At 63.6% G+C, this 15,371-nt stretch carries 15 protein-coding genes and 1 pseudogene; 7 read left to right on the top strand and 9 right to left on the bottom strand.

What is annotated here, in order from left to right; translation table 11 throughout:
* Positions 1-10 precede the first annotated feature (10 nt).
* Positions 11-1,354, top strand: a complete 1,344-nt coding sequence (pabB, locus tag DCO48_RS18815) for an aminodeoxychorismate synthase component I (protein WP_116552114.1) — start codon at positions 11-13, stop codon at positions 1,352-1,354.
* A 114-nt stretch (positions 1,355-1,468) separates the two neighbouring features.
* Positions 1,469-2,203: a phosphoadenylyl-sulfate reductase gene (locus DCO48_RS18810; protein WP_116552113.1), complete on the top strand. Its 735-nt coding sequence runs from the start codon at positions 1,469-1,471 to the stop codon at positions 2,201-2,203.
* Positions 2,204-2,266: 63 nt separating this feature from the next.
* On the opposite strand, the gene cysB is transcribed toward DCO48_RS18810, so the two are convergent.
* From cysB to DCO48_RS18790, 4 genes are all read right to left on the bottom strand, one after another.
* A complete protein-coding gene (gene cysB, locus DCO48_RS18805) occupies positions 2,267-3,241 on the bottom strand; it encodes an HTH-type transcriptional regulator CysB (protein WP_116552112.1) in 975 nt (324 codons plus the stop codon).
* A 123-nt stretch (positions 3,242-3,364) separates the two neighbouring features.
* On the bottom strand, positions 3,365-3,862 hold the full coding sequence (locus DCO48_RS18800; protein WP_116552111.1) for a universal stress protein: 498 nt from the start codon (positions 3,860-3,862) through the stop codon (positions 3,365-3,367).
* Positions 3,863-3,955: 93 nt separating this feature from the next.
* Entirely contained in the window at positions 3,956-4,864 is a 909-nt protein-coding gene (locus DCO48_RS18795; RefSeq protein ID WP_116552110.1) for a 5'-nucleotidase, read from the bottom strand.
* 55 nt (positions 4,865-4,919) lie between these two features.
* On the bottom strand, positions 4,920-5,855 hold the full coding sequence (locus DCO48_RS18790) for a putative 2-dehydropantoate 2-reductase (RefSeq protein ID WP_116552109.1): 936 nt from the start codon (positions 5,853-5,855) through the stop codon (positions 4,920-4,922).
* A gap of 109 nt (positions 5,856-5,964) precedes the next feature.
* Between DCO48_RS18790 and DCO48_RS18785 the strand changes: the two genes are divergently transcribed.
* Together DCO48_RS18785 and DCO48_RS18780 are read left to right on the top strand one after the other, a co-directional pair.
* Positions 5,965-6,426: a PilZ domain-containing protein gene (locus DCO48_RS18785; protein ID WP_116552108.1), complete on the top strand. Its 462-nt coding sequence runs from the start codon at positions 5,965-5,967 to the stop codon at positions 6,424-6,426.
* A 164-nt stretch (positions 6,427-6,590) separates the two neighbouring features.
* Positions 6,591-7,667, top strand: coding sequence for a 3-deoxy-7-phosphoheptulonate synthase (locus tag DCO48_RS18780; RefSeq protein WP_116552107.1), 1,077 nt, complete (start codon positions 6,591-6,593; stop codon positions 7,665-7,667).
* A 54-nt stretch (positions 7,668-7,721) separates the two neighbouring features.
* Here DCO48_RS18780 and DCO48_RS18775 read toward each other — a convergent pair whose 3' ends face one another.
* Positions 7,722-8,003 carry a GNAT family N-acetyltransferase gene (locus tag DCO48_RS18775; protein WP_116552106.1) on the bottom strand — a complete coding sequence of 94 codons (282 nt, stop codon included), beginning with the start codon at positions 8,001-8,003 and terminating at the stop codon, positions 7,722-7,724.
* A 506-nt stretch (positions 8,004-8,509) separates the two neighbouring features.
* Here DCO48_RS18775 and oprI point away from each other — a divergent pair.
* Positions 8,510-8,761 carry an outer membrane lipoprotei OprI gene (gene oprI / locus DCO48_RS18770; RefSeq protein ID WP_037058464.1) on the top strand — a complete coding sequence of 84 codons (252 nt, stop codon included), beginning with the start codon at positions 8,510-8,512 and terminating at the stop codon, positions 8,759-8,761.
* Between the two features lie 130 nt (positions 8,762-8,891).
* On the opposite strand, the gene DCO48_RS18765 is transcribed toward oprI, so the two are convergent.
* From DCO48_RS18765 to DCO48_RS18755, 3 genes are all read right to left on the bottom strand, one after another.
* Complete coding sequence (locus DCO48_RS18765) at positions 8,892-9,863, bottom strand: L,D-transpeptidase family protein (RefSeq protein ID WP_116552105.1); 972 nt, start codon at positions 9,861-9,863, stop codon at positions 8,892-8,894.
* Between the two features lie 117 nt (positions 9,864-9,980).
* Complete coding sequence (locus tag DCO48_RS18760) at positions 9,981-10,262, bottom strand: hypothetical protein (protein WP_116552104.1); 282 nt, start codon at positions 10,260-10,262, stop codon at positions 9,981-9,983.
* Positions 10,263-10,318: 56 nt separating this feature from the next.
* The gene (locus DCO48_RS18755; RefSeq protein WP_116552103.1) at positions 10,319-10,924 is read right to left on the bottom strand and encodes an arylesterase; all 606 of its coding nucleotides are present in this window, start codon (positions 10,922-10,924) and stop codon (positions 10,319-10,321) included.
* Positions 10,925-10,934: 10 nt separating this feature from the next.
* Between DCO48_RS18755 and DCO48_RS18750 the strand changes: the two genes are divergently transcribed.
* A complete protein-coding gene (locus tag DCO48_RS18750) occupies positions 10,935-11,618 on the top strand; it encodes an ABC transporter ATP-binding protein (protein ID WP_116552102.1) in 684 nt (227 codons plus the stop codon).
* On the top strand, positions 11,618-14,125 hold the full coding sequence (locus DCO48_RS18745) for an ABC transporter permease (protein ID WP_116552101.1): 2,508 nt from the start codon (positions 11,618-11,620) through the stop codon (positions 14,123-14,125). Before DCO48_RS18750 ends, DCO48_RS18745 begins: the two co-directional genes overlap by 1 nt.
* 6 nt (positions 14,126-14,131) lie before the next feature.
* Here the strand turns inward: DCO48_RS18745 and greB are convergent.
* Positions 14,132-14,467 (bottom strand): annotated as a pseudogene (gene greB / locus DCO48_RS18740) (transcription elongation factor GreB); the annotation flags it as partial.
* Positions 14,468-15,371: the final 904 nt, after the last annotated feature.

Genomic DNA, 15,371 nt, shown 5'->3' with positions numbered 1-15,371 from the left:
GTTCATTCGAATGCCGACCTGCACACTCCACCCCCTACCCTACCAGGCTGACCCAGCCGTCTATTTCGCTCACGTGCGCCTGGCGCCCGGTGCGGTGCTGCTCGACAGTGCCCGCCCTGGGGCCGAACGCGGACGTTTCGACCTGCTCAGCGCCTGGCCGCTGTGCAGCCTGGCGCCGACTGCCGGGGAACACGGCCTGAGCTATTTGCAGCGGTTGCGCGAGCAGCTCGCCACGCTCGGCGAAGCGCAACTGCCGGAGGGCGTGACGCTGCCGTTCGCCGGTGGCCTGATCGGCTACCTGAGCTACGATTTCGGCCGCCGCCTGGAGCACCTGCCGGCCCTGGCCGAGGACGACCTCGGCCTCGCCGATGCCAGCCTGGGGTTGTATGCCTGGGCCCTGATCAGCGACCACCAGTTGGGCACCAGCCAGTTGGTCTTCCACCCGCACCTGGCCCCGGCCGAACGCGAGCGGCTGGTGCAGCTGTTCAGCGCTCCGGCGCCGACCGAGCAGGGACAGTTCAAGCTGCTCGCGCCGATGCGCGGCGATATCACTGCCGGGCAGTACCGGCAGGCGTTCGAGCGCGTGCAGCAGTACATCCATGCCGGCGACTGCTACCAGATCAACCTCACCCAGCGTTTTCGCGCGGCGTGCCAGGGCGATCCGTGGGCCGCTTACCGCGCGCTGCGGGCAGCCTGCCCGACGCCATTCTCCGGGTTCCAGCTGCTCGCCGACGGCAGTGCGCTGCTGAGCTTTTCGCCGGAGCGTTTTATCCGGGTCAGCGCCGGCCAGGTCGAAACCCGGCCGATCAAAGGCACCCGGCCGCGCAGCAGCGACCCGACCGAAGATGCCGCCAACGGCCTCGAACTGCTGGCCAGTGCCAAGGACCGCGCCGAGAACCTGATGATTGTCGATTTGCTGCGCAATGACCTGGGGCGCAGCTGCGAGATCGGCTCGGTGAAGGTACCGGAACTGTTCAGCCTGGAGAGCTACCCGAACGTGCACCATATGGTCAGCAGCGTGACCGGCCGGCTGGCGCCGGGCAAGGACGCACTGGACCTGATTGCCGGCAGCTTCCCCGGCGGCTCGATCACCGGCGCCCCGAAGATCCGCGCGATGCAGATCATCGACGAGCTGGAGCCGAGCCGGCGGGCGCTGTATTGCGGCTCGCTGATCTACCTGGATGTGCGCGGCGAGATGGACAGCTCGATCGCGATCCGCAGCCTGCTGGTCAAGGATGGCCAGGTCAGTTGCTGGGGCGGCGGCGCCGTGGTGGCGGACTCGGACTGGGAAGCGGAGTACCAGGAGTCGATTACCAAGGTGAAGGTGTTGCTGCAGACATTAGGCGAACTGTAGCAGGCAAGCCAGCGCCAACACTCCCACACAGCAGCCCGTCTACCCCGGTATTTTTTGGTAACATCGGGTTCATTACGAGCGCTAAGCGCCATTCAAATGACCGGAAGCCGCCTGATGAGCCAACCCTTCGACGTCGCCGCCCTCGCCGCGACCTATGCCAACAAGTCCCCGCAAGACATCCTCAAGCTTGCCTTCGAACACTTCGGCGACGACCTGTGGATCTCCTTCAGCGGCGCCGAAGACGTAGTGCTGGTCGATATGGCCTGGAAACTGAACAAGCACGTCAAGGTGTTCAGCCTCGATACCGGGCGCCTGCACCCAGAAACCTACCGGTTCATCGACCAGGTGCGCGAGCAGTACAACCTGCCGATCGAGATCCTCTCCCCCGACCGCAGCACGCTCGACCCGTTCGTCAAGGACAAGGGCCTGTTCAGCTTCTACAAGGACGGCCACGGCGAATGCTGTGGCATCCGCAAGATCGAACCGCTGCGCCGCAAGCTGCACACCGTCAGCGCCTGGGCCACCGGCCAGCGCCGCGACCAGAGCCCCGGCACCCGTAGCCAGGTGGCCGCACTGGAAATCGACACGGCGTTCTCCACCGCCGAGCGCACCCTGTACAAGTTCAACCCGTTGGCGCAGATGAGCAGCGAGGAAGTCTGGGGCTACATCCGCATGCTCGAACTGCCCTACAACAGCCTGCACGAGCGCGGCTTCATCAGCATCGGTTGCGAACCTTGCACCCGCCCGGTACTGCCGAACCAGCACGAGCGCGAAGGCCGCTGGTGGTGGGAAGAGTCGACGCAGAAGGAATGCGGCCTACACGCCGGCAATCTGATTGTTAAAGCCTAAAGGCGAGCTGCAAGCTGCAAAAGAAAGCAGCCCCTACGCGGGCTGCTTTTTTCTTCGCTGGCTTCAATGCACCGGCAGCTCGACGCCTTCGAAGAGCTCTTCGAGCTCCTGCTTGTTGTGGCACTGGATGGCCTTGGCCATCACTTCGCGGGTCAGGTGCGGGGCGAACTTCTCGATGAAGTCGCACATGAAGCCTCGCAGGAAAGTCCCGCGACGGAAACCGATCTTGGTGATGCTGGACTCGAACAGCTCGCTGGCATCGAGCACCACCAGGTCGCTGTCGAGCTTCGGATCGACCGCCATCTTGGCGACGATACCGACGCCCAGGCCCAGGCGCACGTACGTCTTGATCACGTCGGCGTCAGCCGCAGTGAACACCACTTTCGGCGTGAGACCTCGGTGACTGAATGCTTCGTCGAGCTTGGAACGGCCGGTGAAACCGAACACGTAGGTCACGATCGGGTACTCGGCCAGGACTTCCAGGGTGAGCTTGGGCAGCTTGGTCAGCGGGTGGCCTTGCGGCACGACCACACAGCGGTTCCACTTGTAGCACGGCATCATCACCAGGTCGCCGAACAGCTCCAGCGCCTCGGTGGCAATAGCGAAATCGACCGTACCGTCGGCAGCCATTTCGGCAATCTGCATCGGCGAACCCTGGTGCATGTGCAGGGCCACTTCCGGGTACTGCTTGATGAACGAGCTGATCACCGGTGGCAGCGCGTAGCGTGCCTGGGTGTGGGTAGTGGCGATGGACAGCGTACCCTTCTTCTCGTTGGAGAACTCCTGAGCGATCTGCTTGATGCTCTCGACCTTGCGCAGGATTTCCCCGGCGGTGGTGATGATCCGTTCGCCGGCTGGCGTTACGCGGGTCAGGTGCTTGCCGCTGCGGGCAAACACTTCCACGCCCAGCTCGTCTTCCAACAGGCGGATCTGCTTGCTGATACCCGGTTGCGAGGTATACAGGCTCTGCGCTGTCGCGGAAACGTTGAGGTCGTGGTGCGCCACTTCCCAGATGTAGCGCAATTGTTGAAGCTTCATAGGTATCCCTCAAATCAGCTGGGCGTCACCGGCAGCAGCGACGAGTTATAACTATATTAGTGGTTTGAAGAATAAATCTAGAACTATTTCCCTGGTTTTCTTGCAAACCTCCCCTCCCCCGCTTCACGACTTCCTACGGCCCAGGTGTTGCGCCAAGGGCACCATGTACACCGGCACTGGAGACAGCTGCAGGATTCGCACCGCAGTGCGCCCGAGTGGAATCTCTACCCCGGCGCCGTGACCATGACTGCCAACGATCAGCAGGTCGACACTCAGCCGCTGCGCCTGCTCCAGCACCACCTGTGCCGGGTCGCCCTGGCGCACGCGCACCGCCTTGATCAGGGCCAGGTCCTCCTGCTCACCCAGTTCGTCGCGAAAGTTTTCCAGGACGCGCTGTTCGATGTTGGCCATCACCGTGTTCACGCCCTGGCTGTGCAACTGGTCCAGCGTCTGCTCATCAAGGTAGCTCTGCAGCAACGACTCGGCGAACTGCCCCATCGGCTCCACCGCATGAATCACATAGAGTTCGGCGCCAAAACCGCGCGCCAGCACCAGCGCGTGCTGCATGACATAAGGCGAGTAAACCCCGAGGTCCGTGGCACACAACATCGAACGGATCATTTGACCTCCTCGACTGCCGATACGGCAGAGCAAGCTTCAGCTTAGCAGCGCCAAACTGATGCGCAGGGCCGTCCGGCGCCCGCCTGGCGTGGCTCAGCCAGGGCTGCGCTCGTTGCTGATGCCATGCGGCACATGGCCGGTAGCAACCACCCCGCGGGCCCGTTCGCAGTGGCCGGCCTGATCGTCGAAGAACACGTCGGCGGCAAACGCTTCGAGGAATGCCGACTTGTCCAGACCGCCCAGGAACAGCGATTCGTCGAGGCGGATGTCCCACTCGCGCAGCGTGCGGATCACCCGCTCATGCGCCGGCGCCGAACGTGCGGTAACCAGGGCCGTGCGGATCGGGCAGGCGTCGCTGGGGAACTCGTTCTGCAGCAGGTTCAGCGCTGCCAGAAACGGCTTGAACGGCCCTCCGCGCAGCGGCTCGCGGGCAGACTGGCGCTCGCTGGCCTGGAAGGCGGCCAGGCCGCCCTGCTGGTAGACCCGCTCGGATTCGTCGGAAAACACCACCGCGTCGCCGTCGAAGGCAATGCGCAGTTCGGCGCTGTCGGCACGCCGGGCTCCGCCGGAAAGAATGGTGGCGGCGGCGAAACCGGCGGCGAGGGCGTTGCGCACGTCCTCGGCGTCGGTGGAGAGGAACAGGTGGCAGCCGAACGCCGACAGATAAGGGTACGGGCTGCGCCCGCCGACGAAAGCCGCGCGCGAGATATCCAGGCGATAGTGTTCGATCGAATTGAACACCCGCAGGCCGGTGTCGGCGCTGTTGCGCGATACCAGCACCACTTCGACCCGCTGCTGGCCAAGGCTGGCGTTCAGCGCCAGGAGCTTTTCCACCAGCGGAAAGGCGTCGCCGGGCTCGAGGTGCTCGTCTTCGTGCTCGATCTGGTACTGGCGGTAGGCTTCGACGCCATGTTCGAGGTAGACGCTGTGGCTCTCGCCAAGATCGAACAGCGCACGCGAGGAGATGGCGATGACCAGTTTGTCGGTGAGCGCGTGAGGCATGGTTGCTCCTTTTACTTGAGGGCCCTATCGCGGGACAAGTCGGGTCGCGATGCGCTTAATGCCGGTCAATGAACGCCAGCGCCTGGTACAACGCTTCCATCCGTGGTAACGCACACCCGACTTGCCGCGCCCTGGCCAGCGGCGCGGCATAGATCGCCGCCAGCTCCAGCGGCCGCCGCTCGCTGAAATCGTGGTACATGCTCGGCCAGTAATCCGGCATGTTCTCGGTGATGGCAAAAAGGTGCTCGGCATAGCCCGCTGGCAATTCATGCCCACACGCCCGCGCCCCCGCCACCACCTCGGCCATCAGCGCCTGGATCAGCGCGCGGCTCGCTTCATCGTTCATCAACGGCGTGGTGCTGGCCCTGAGCAGCACCGACAGGCCATTGTAGGGCACGTTCCACACCAGCTTCTGCCAACGCGCCTGAGCCAGATTCGGCATTGCCTGCGACTCGATCCCGGCCGCACGGAACAGCGCCGCCCCCTCCTCGGCCAGCGCCAGGCCGTCGTCCGCCGGGCCACTGTGATAGCCCAGGTTTACAGCGCCCAAGGCCTGATGCCGGACCACCCCCGGTGCCGTGCGATTGACACAGATAAAGCACAAACCGCCCAGCAGGTGCAGGCTGGCCGGTAACAAGGGCTGCACCTGTGCCTCGACCTCCAGGCCGTTCTGCAGCAGCACCACCTTCGCCCCCGGTGCGGCGGCCTGCGCGATCAACGGTGCCAGCGCTGCATTGCTGGTGGTCTTGGCGCCCACCAGCAGCCAGTCGCAGGGCGGCATGTCGGCGGCATCGGCATAGGCCTGTACGCCGTCGAGGCGCAACTCGCCATGCACGGCACTGTTCACCTGCAGGCCGTTCTCATGCACTGCGGCGAACTCGCTGCGCAGCAAAAAATGCACGTCGAACCCGGCGCGCGCCAGCATCAGCCCATAAAAACCGCCAATCGCCCCGGTGCCAATAACGCCGATGCGCAGCCTCGCCTTGTCCATACCTGCCCCTTGATGATTTTTTGATCAGATCTTGACGCGTAAATCAGCCGCTTTCAGAAGCTTCACTATACTCAGGCATACAAAGTCAAATAACCGACACGGAGTCAACATGCGTGGTTTTCTGCCTCACCCTGACGATGTGCCAGTCGAACTGTCGCTGCGCCCGTCACCCAGCCTGTTCCGCCAGCGACTTCACACTATCAGCCTGGGCGGGGTGGCCTGCAACCATCCTCGCGCCTACCGCCGCGGCATGGCAGTGGAAATGACCATTCCGTCGCTCGGCGAACAGGCTCGCTATCCCGGCTATGTGGCCTGGTGCCAGCGCCAGGATGATGGCTACCGCGTCGGTATCGCCTTTGTCGACGAACAGGCGCTGTTCGGCGCGCGGATGAGCGAACAGGTCTGCCAGATCCAGCAGTATTGCCAGTTGCACGGTGTCAGCCAGGCCGAGCCTTACCACCTCGAAGCCCTTGCCCAGGAATGGGTCAGCCTGCACGCCAGCGAGTTTTCCGAGGCCAGCCTGGACGCCCGACACGGCCCATCGGCGTCGACGATGCCGCTGCAGGCGTAAAAAACCACCGTTAGATGCCCGGCAAAGCGCAGGAAAGCTGGCCTTGCCCATTGTCGAGCCACGGTGTAACGCGCTAAGGTTCCGCTCCCCGCTGCGTTCAATCATGCTGCTCCGCCGCACGGGGATCGCTGGCGGCCGGCATCCGTGACCTGACGAGTAACACGATGGCTGATTTACCGATCGACGACCTTAACGTTGCCTCCAACGAGACCTTGATCACCCCCGATCAGCTCAAGAAGGAAATCCCACTCAGCGCCACCGCGCTGAAGACCGTTACTGCGGGCCGCGAAGTGGTGCGCAATATCCTCGACGGCAAGGATCACCGCCTGTTCGTGGTGGTCGGACCTTGCTCGATCCACGACATCAAGGCTGCCCACGAGTACGCCGAGCGCCTCAAGGTGCTGGCTGCCGAAGTCTCCGACACCCTCTACCTGGTGATGCGCGTCTACTTCGAGAAGCCGCGTACCACGGTCGGCTGGAAAGGCCTGATCAACGACCCGTACCTGGACGACTCGTTCAAGATCCAGGACGGCCTGCACATCGGTCGTCAGTTGCTGCTGGACCTGGCCGAAATGGGTCTGCCGACCGCTACCGAAGCGCTCGACCCGATCTCCCCGCAGTACCTGCAGGACCTGATCAGCTGGTCGGCCATCGGCGCGCGTACCACCGAATCGCAAACCCACCGCGAGATGGCCTCGGGCCTGTCCTCGGCGGTCGGCTTCAAGAACGGCACCGACGGCGGCCTGACCGTCGCGATCAATGCCCTGCAGTCGGTTTCCAGCCCGCACCGCTTCCTCGGGATCAACCAGGAAGGTGGCGTGTCCATCGTCACCACCAAGGGCAACGCCTACGGTCACGTGGTGCTGCGCGGTGGCAACGGCAAGCCGAACTATGACTCGGTCAGCGTCGCCCTGTGCGAGCAGGCGCTGAACAAGGCGAAGATCAAGCCGAACATCATGGTCGACTGCAGTCACGCCAACTCCAACAAGGACCCGGCCCTGCAACCGCTGGTGATGGAAAACGTCGCCAACCAGATTCTCGAAGGCAACGAATCGATCATCGGCCTGATGGTCGAAAGTCACCTGAACTGGGGCTGCCAGGCCATTCCGAAGAACCTCGACGAACTGCAGTACGGTGTATCGATCACCGACGCCTGCATCGACTGGGACGCGACCGAAAAAACCCTGCGCGGCATGCATGCCAAGCTCAAGGACGTCCTGCCCAAGCGCAACCGCGGCTGAGGCACAGAGACAACAACGCCGGGCATTGCCCGGCGTTTTTTTGTGCGGAAGTGATCAGGCCTTGGTCGAGTGCTTCTGGTGACGTTCCATGTAGCGCTCCACGTACGAGCACGAGGGGATCACCGTGTAGCCCATGTCTTCGGCGTAGGCCAGCGCCGTTTCGGTCAATGCCGCGGCAATACCCCGGCCGCGCAGGGCGTTGGGGACGAAAGTGCGGTAGATGTCCAGGGTCTGCTTGCCCAGGTCCATGTAGGTCAGGTACGCACGATGACCGTCCACATTGGTCTCGAACTGATGACCGGCCTGGTCATGGTGGATGGTCAACGCCTCGCTCATCGCTACTCCTCGCGGGTCTTCTAATAGACCCCTACCTTACCGATATTTATCCGGCGAAGGAACCTCTACGCCACCCGTGCCCTGTTGGACAGCGAGAAGAGTCTGCTCGTTCTCGGGTTGAGCACGCTACAAATAGTAGGCGCCCGGTGGCCGGATGCTCAAGGCAGTTGAGCGTAAAATTTCTGACAGTTGCAGCACGCCAGGTCGACCGGTCAGCCGATTCCGAACAGTCGCCGGATCATGTAGTGCTATGACGATGGGTGGCACTTTAAGTCACCTTTAGTTCAACAAAAAACACGGCAGGAAGAATCCCTTACAGGCCGCCACGGCGGCGTTTGAGCGGTTTTCAACCAAGCGCTGTGCAGCACCGCACGTTGGCGCAATTTTTTTCCGTTTCTTGCGCTCTGTCAGTTTACTTACTACAAGTAATGGGTACTATGTACGCCGGCCAGTTTCTCATTGTTGAGAGATGGCTCTTTAATAGAAAGTCCTTGAAGGGGAACACGATGAACAACGTTCTGAAATTCTCTGCTCTGGCTCTGGCCGCAGTTCTGGCTACCGGTTGCAGCAGCGTCTCCAAAGAAACCGAAGCTCGTCTGACTGCTACCGAAGACGCAGCAGCTCGTGCACAAGCTCGTGCTGATGAAGCCTATCGTAAGGCTGATGACGCTCTGGCTGCCGCTCAGAAAGCTCAGCAAACTGCTGACGAAGCTAACGAGCGCGCTCTGCGTATGCTGGAAAAAGCCAGCCGCAAGTAATAGTCCCTCGGGATTGTTATGAAGAAGCCGACCCACATGTGGGTCGGCTTTTTTATTGCCCGCTAGTTTCCAGTTGCGCCAACAACGAAAAGGCCCGCCATAAAGGCGGGCCTTGTTCGTTACCGACGGCTTACTGTATTTCGGCCGGGATGCTGCTGACCGCGGTGCCCGAAGCGGCGGCAGGCAGGGCGATTTCTACCGGGATACCATCTTCGGCGGCCACCACGTCGCGGACCATGTCCCAGTTCATCCGCACATTACCGCTGAGGTCTTCACGCTTGAGCAGCGCATTGATCACCGCGGTGTGCTTGTCGACAACCGATGGATCGCCCTTGTCATCCAACGGAGTGTGCGCTTCCAGATAAACCTTGCCGCCACTCAGGCCAAACTTGTACGGCTCGTTGATGATTCGCACCGGGGTGCCCACCGGCGCCATCTTCGACAGTTCCAGCACATTGTTGTTGAGCATGCGGAAACAGCCGTGGCTGGTGCGCATGCCGATACCGAACTTCTTGTTCGAACCGTGGATCAGGTAACCCGGAACGCCCAGGGTGAACTTGAACGGCCCCAACGGGTTGTCCGGGCCCGCCGGCACCACATTGGGCAACGGGTCGCCATCGGCGGCGTGCTCGGCCTTGATCGAGGCCGGCGGGGTCCAGGTCGGATTCGGCGTCTTCGCGGTGATACGGGTGTTGGCGATCGGCGAGCCCCACCCTTCACGACCGATACCCAGCGGGAAGGTGTAGACCTTGTTCTCGCCTTTCGGGAAGTAATACAGGCGGTACTCGGCCAGGTTGATGACGATGCCTTCACGCGGGCCAGGCGGCAAGATGAAACGGGTCGGCAGGATGATCTCGGTGCCCACGCCAGGCAACCAGGCATCGACACCCGGGTTGGCGGCAACCAGCTCCAGGTAACCCAGGTCGTTGGCGGTACCGATATCGGCGAAGGTGTCCTCGTACTTGGCCTTGATCACCTGGACCTGGCCGATGATGTCCTCACCAGGCGGCGGCAAGGGGAACTCCAACGCAGAAACAGGGCCCGCCAGCAGCAGGGCGGCCAGGGAGAGGCAACGGGTGACGGCGGGAAAGCGCGGCAACATCCGGGAAATCCTTCGCAAATTCAGTTAGGGCAGTCAGAGATTGTACACCGCGCCTCGCACAACCGGGAGTCGCGGGCGCAGATCACACTCTGCAAGGGCTAAGAACGGGACGAACGGCTAGAGTTCCGGCCACACCGGACGGGTGCCACGCCGCTGCGCATCGAGAATGGCCTTGCACAGCGTGCACAGCCGGCGGTCGCGGTAGATGGTGCGCGGCACCCCGGACCAGCGCGGCTGCGCAGGCAGCAACGAGCCGCACAAGGTGCGGTCGGCGGAGCCGCCCAGCTCAAGCTGGCGGGCCGTCAGATGGACACGAATCTCCTGGCAGGCGAACAGGTCGAGCTGTTCGTCAGGCTCGATCAATTGATAGGCATACAGGGACCAGGCGGGACGCGGCATCGGGGGCTCCAAATCGGGGGCGCAACATTAGCCGAAAGCCGGTCACTATAAAAGCGTCAAAGCAGCGGTTTTATGGTTGGCCAGGCATTTTCCAGCAAGCGCGCCTGGGCGCCCTGCGCCGGATGGATGCCATCGGCCTGCATCAGTTCCGGCACCCCACCTACGCCCTCAAGGAAGAACGGCACCAGCGGCACGTTCTTTTCACTGGCAAGGTTTTCATACACCTTGGCGAACGCCTGGGTATAACGCACGCCGTAGTTCGGCGGCAGGCGCATGCCCAGCAACACCACCTTGGCGCCAGCCTGACGTGCGCTGTCGATCATCGCCGCAAGGTTTTGTTGCAATTGCTTCGGCGGCTGCCCGCGCAGGCCATCATTGCCGCCCAATTCGAGCACCACCAGCGCCGGCTTGTGCGCTGCAAGCAGCGCCGGCAGCCGCGCCTGGCCTCCCGCGCTGGTGTCACCGCTGATCGAGGCATTGACCACCCGGGCAGCGATTCCCTCTTGCCGCAGGCGCTGTTCGAACAGGGCGACCCAGCCCTGACGGGTATCCAGGCCAAAAGCGGCGCTGATACTATCGCCAACAATCAGCACGGTACCTGCGGTTGCGCTCTGGGCCATACACAGCAAGGCCAGGCCAGCACTCAATAACCACACTCGCATCGGATTCTCCATGGGCCCAAGCATTCTCAGTGCGCGCAACCTTAGCAAAGTGGTTCCCAGCGCGGAAGGCGACCTGACCATCCTGCACCCGCTCACGCTGGCATTGAACCAGGGCGACAGCCTGGCCATCGTCGGCGCTTCCGGCTCGGGCAAATCCACCCTGCTCGGCCTGCTCGCCGGTCTCGACCTGCCCAGTGCCGGCTCGGTGACCTTGGCCGGGCACGAGCTCGGCACCCTCGATGAGGACCAGCGCGCCCGCGTGCGCGCCGAGCATGTCGGTTTCGTGTTCCAGTCGTTTCAACTGCTCGACAGCCTCAACGCCCTGGAAAACGTCATGCTGCCGCTGGAACTCGACGGCCGCCGCGATGCCCGCGAGCATGCCCGCAGCCTGCTGGAGCGGGTCGGCCTGGGCCAGCGCCTGAGCCACGCGCCACGCCAACTGTCGGGTGGCGAGCAGCAACGGGTGGCAATTGCTCGCGCCTTTGCCGCCGAGCCCGCCGTGCTGTTTGCCGACGAGCCCACCGGCAACCTCGACAGCCACACCGGCGAGCGCATCAGCGACCTGCTCTTCGAACTGAACCAGGAGCGCGGCACCACCCTGGTGCTGGTCACCCACGACGAACGCCTGGCACATCGCTGCCGGCGCCTGATCCGCCTGGACGCCGGGCACCTGGTCAGCCCCCTGGAGCCCTGATGGCACATCTGTCGTTTCTGCGCCTGCTGTCCCTGGCTGTGCGCCAGCTGCTACGCGATGCCCGCGCCGGCGAGCTGCGCGTATTGTTCTTCGCCCTGCTGGTGGCGGTGGCGGCGAGCACCGCTATCGGCTATTTCGGCGCCCGCCTGAACGGCGCGATGCTGATGCGCGCCAGCGAATTCCTCGGCGCCGACCTGGTGCTGCAAGGCAGTGCCCCGGCGAACACCGCGCAGGTCGACAGCGGCCTCAAGCTGAACCTCGACCATGCGCGAGTGGTGGAGTTCGCCAGCGTCATCGCCACCGACAACGGCATTCAGTTGTCGAGCGTCAAGGCAGCCGATGGTGCTTACCCGCTGCGCGGCGAGTTGCGCAGCGCGCCGGCAGCCTTAGGCCAGGAAAGCCCCGGCGGCGGCCCTGCACCTGGCGAAGCCTGGGTCGAATCGCGACTCTTGGCAGCGCTGAACCTGAAGATCGGCGATAGCATCGACGTCGGCAGTAAAACCCTGCGCATGAGCCGCGTACTCACCTACGAGCCCGACCGTGCCGGTAATTTCTACAGCCTCACGCCCCGTGTGCTGATCAACCTCGCGGACCTCGACGCCACTGGCGTGGTGCAACCCGGTAGCCGCGTCACCTACCGCGACCTCTGGCGCGGCGCGCCGGACGCCCTGGCCGCCTACCGTGCCACGGTCAAACCGGGCCTGGCCGCCCACCAGCGCCTGCAGGACTCGCGCGATGGCAACCGGCAGATTGGCGGCGCCCTGGGCAAAGCCGAGCGTTATCTGAACATGGCCAGCCTGGTAGCAGTGCTGCTCGCCGGGGTGGCGGTAGCGTTATCGGCCAGTCGCTTCGCCACGCGGCGTTTCGACGCCAGTGCGTTGCTGCGCTGCCTGGGCCTGTCGCGGCGCCAGGCGCTGACGCTGTTCTGCCTGCAGCTGGCAGTGCTCGGCGGCCTGGCGGCGCTGGCCGGCGCCCTGCTCGGCTGGCTTGCACAGTTGGGCCTGTTCCGCCTACTGGCCGGACTGCTGCCCAGCGAGGTACCACCAGGCGGTATTACCCCGGCGCTGGCCGGGATCGCTACCGGACTGGTCGCCCTCGCCGGCTTCGCCTTGCCACCGCTGGCGGCGCTGGGCCGGGTGCCGCCGCTGCGGGTGTTGCGGCGTGACCTGCTACCGGTGCCGCCGAGCAGTTGGCTGGTGTATGGCGCCGCACTGCTGGCACTGGGCCTGATCATGTGGCGGCTGAGCCTCGACCTGCTGCTGACCTTCGCCCTGCTCGGTGGCGGGTTGCTGGCCGCGCTGCTGCTTGGCGGCCTGTTGCTGCTGGGCCTGCGCAGCCTGCGCCGGCTGCTGGCCGGGGCACCGCTGGCTTGGCGTCTGGGCCTGGGCCAATTGCTGCGCCACCCGCTGGCGGCGGCTGGTCAGGCCCTGGCGTTCGGCCTGATTCTGCTGGCCATGGCGCTGATCGCCCTGCTACGCGGCGAACTGCTCGATACCTGGCAGAACCAGCTCCCCAAGGACGCGCCAAACTATTTCGCGCTGAACATCCTGCCCGACGACAAGGCCAGCTTCGCCCAGCGCCTGGACGAATTCTCGGCCCTCGCCGCACCGCTGTACCCGGTGATCCCCGGGCGCCTCACGCAGATCAACGAGCAGCCGGTGCAACAGCTGGTCAGCAAGGAGTCCACCGGCGACCGCGCCGTACAGCGCGACCTCAGCCTCACCTGGGCCGCCGAGCTGCCGGCGGGCAATGCCCTGAGCGGCGGCCAATGGTGGCAAGCCACCGCGCAGGCGGACGCCTTGCCCGGCGTCTCAGTGGAGGCGCAACTGGCCGAGAGCCTGAAGCTCAAACTGGGCGACCGTCTCACCTTCAGCATCGGCGGCCTTGAACGTCAGGCTCAGGTCAGCAGTTTGCGCACAGTGAACTGGGACAGTTTCCAACCCAACTTCTACATGATCTTCCAGCCCGGCACGCTACAGGACTTGCCGACCACCTACCTGACCAGTTTCTACCTCGCCCCCGGCCACGACCAGCAGGTGGTGGCCCTGTCCCGCGCCTTCCCGGCAGTGACCATCCTGCAAGTCGATGCCTTGCTCGAACAGCTGCGCAGTATCCTCGCCCAGGTCACCCTGGCGGTGGAGTACGTGCTGTTGTTCGTGCTGGCGGCAGGCCTGGCGGTATTGTTCGCCGGCTTGCAGTCGACCCTCGACGAGCGCATTCGCCAAGGTGCGCTGCTGCGGGCGCTGGGGGCCGGTCGCGGGCTGCTGGTCAAGGCACGGCGCATCGAGTTCGGCTTACTTGGTGCGGCCAGTGGCCTGCTGGCGGCGCTGGGCACGGAACTGATTACCTGGGCGCTTTACCGTTACGCCTTCGACCTGTCCTGGAGCCCGCACCCGAGCCTGCTGCTGTTGCCGGTGCTGGGTGCATTGCTGATTGGCGGGGCCGGCGTGTTCGGCACGCGACGGGCGCTGAATGCCAGCCCGTTGACGGTGTTGCGCGAGGGCTGAGCCGCCTCAGGGCTGTTCGTAGCGGATACCGTTGATAGTCCACAGCACCTCGCCAGTCGGGGTGTTGACCACGGCCTCGTCGCCCTCCTCTTTCTTCAGCAGGGCACGGGCCATTGGCGAGTCGATAGAGATGTAGTCGTTGCGCCCGTAGATTTCGTCGTAGCCGACGATACGGAAGGTACGCAGCTCGCCCTGTTCGCTTTCGGCCTCGACCCAGGCACCGAAGAACACCTTGCCTTCCTGCTCCGGTGAATAGTCGACGACCTTGACGTCTTCCAGGCGCTTGCGCAGATAACGCACTCGCCGGTCGATCTCGCGCAGCAGCTTCTTGTTGTATTGATATTATCACCCCAACCCCAGAACTACTATTTCCCTGCCCGACTCCCTAAACCACACACAACCCCCACCCACCAACCCAATCCGACCCCGGAAAGCCAGTCACCCCTCACCCCTCTCAAGCCTGATCGCCCCCTCCCAAACTGAATACTCCGCAAGAAATGATCCAGCCCACGGCGCGGCGCGCGCCCAGAAAAACGCCTCGCCCAAAGTGCGCCTGGGCCTGCCCCACTCCGAACCCTTACTTCTGATTACCCCCCAAAAAAACCGCCCCCTACAACTGCCATTTTTCTGACACCTACCTCGAAGCGAGAGAGACTGACAATTCTCCCCGGAGCGACCCTCAAAAAAACATCCTCAGATGCAGCACCAGACCACCCCTCACCCCCAGAGCCCTCCCCCATTTTCGAAGCGCTATCGCCCTCTGCCGGAGAGTGCCCCGCCAGAACGAAAGCTATCTTTATAGAGCAGCACTGTGAGTGAAACGGTGGCATCCATGAAGCCTGTCCGAGGGCTCGTACCAACGCGAAGCACAAGCTCACCCGCATCAGCCGATCCCATCGAGTATTGCTTCCAAGAGATAGGCGCCAACCACGACACTGACGTTGATCCACCCAAGCTGCTGGAGCCGACTCACCCTGCTGGCATGAGGAGGTGCACCGGTGCATAAAGAGACCTAACAAGCTCACCCTTACAGAACCAGCGATGCCGTTCATCCAGCCCCCAGCCCGAGGCGCGGAACCAGAGAAGTAACCCTGGGCCTGTCCCCTGGCAGCGGACGCCAAGAAGCTTGTTATCCAGCCTTCTGCCTCAAGCCTTTGGCATATTCGTTCGGAGAACGGTAGCCCAGCGCAGAGTGCAGTCGGCTGTCGTTGTAAAACCCATGGATGTAACTGGCGATCGATAGCTG

It is taken from the genome of Pseudomonas sp. SDI, assembly GCF_003105155.1.
GTDB lineage: Bacteria > Pseudomonadota > Gammaproteobacteria > Pseudomonadales > Pseudomonadaceae > Aquipseudomonas.
The sequence above is the reverse complement of the archived record's forward strand: the minus strand, read 5'-3'. Positions and strand labels throughout refer to the sequence as shown.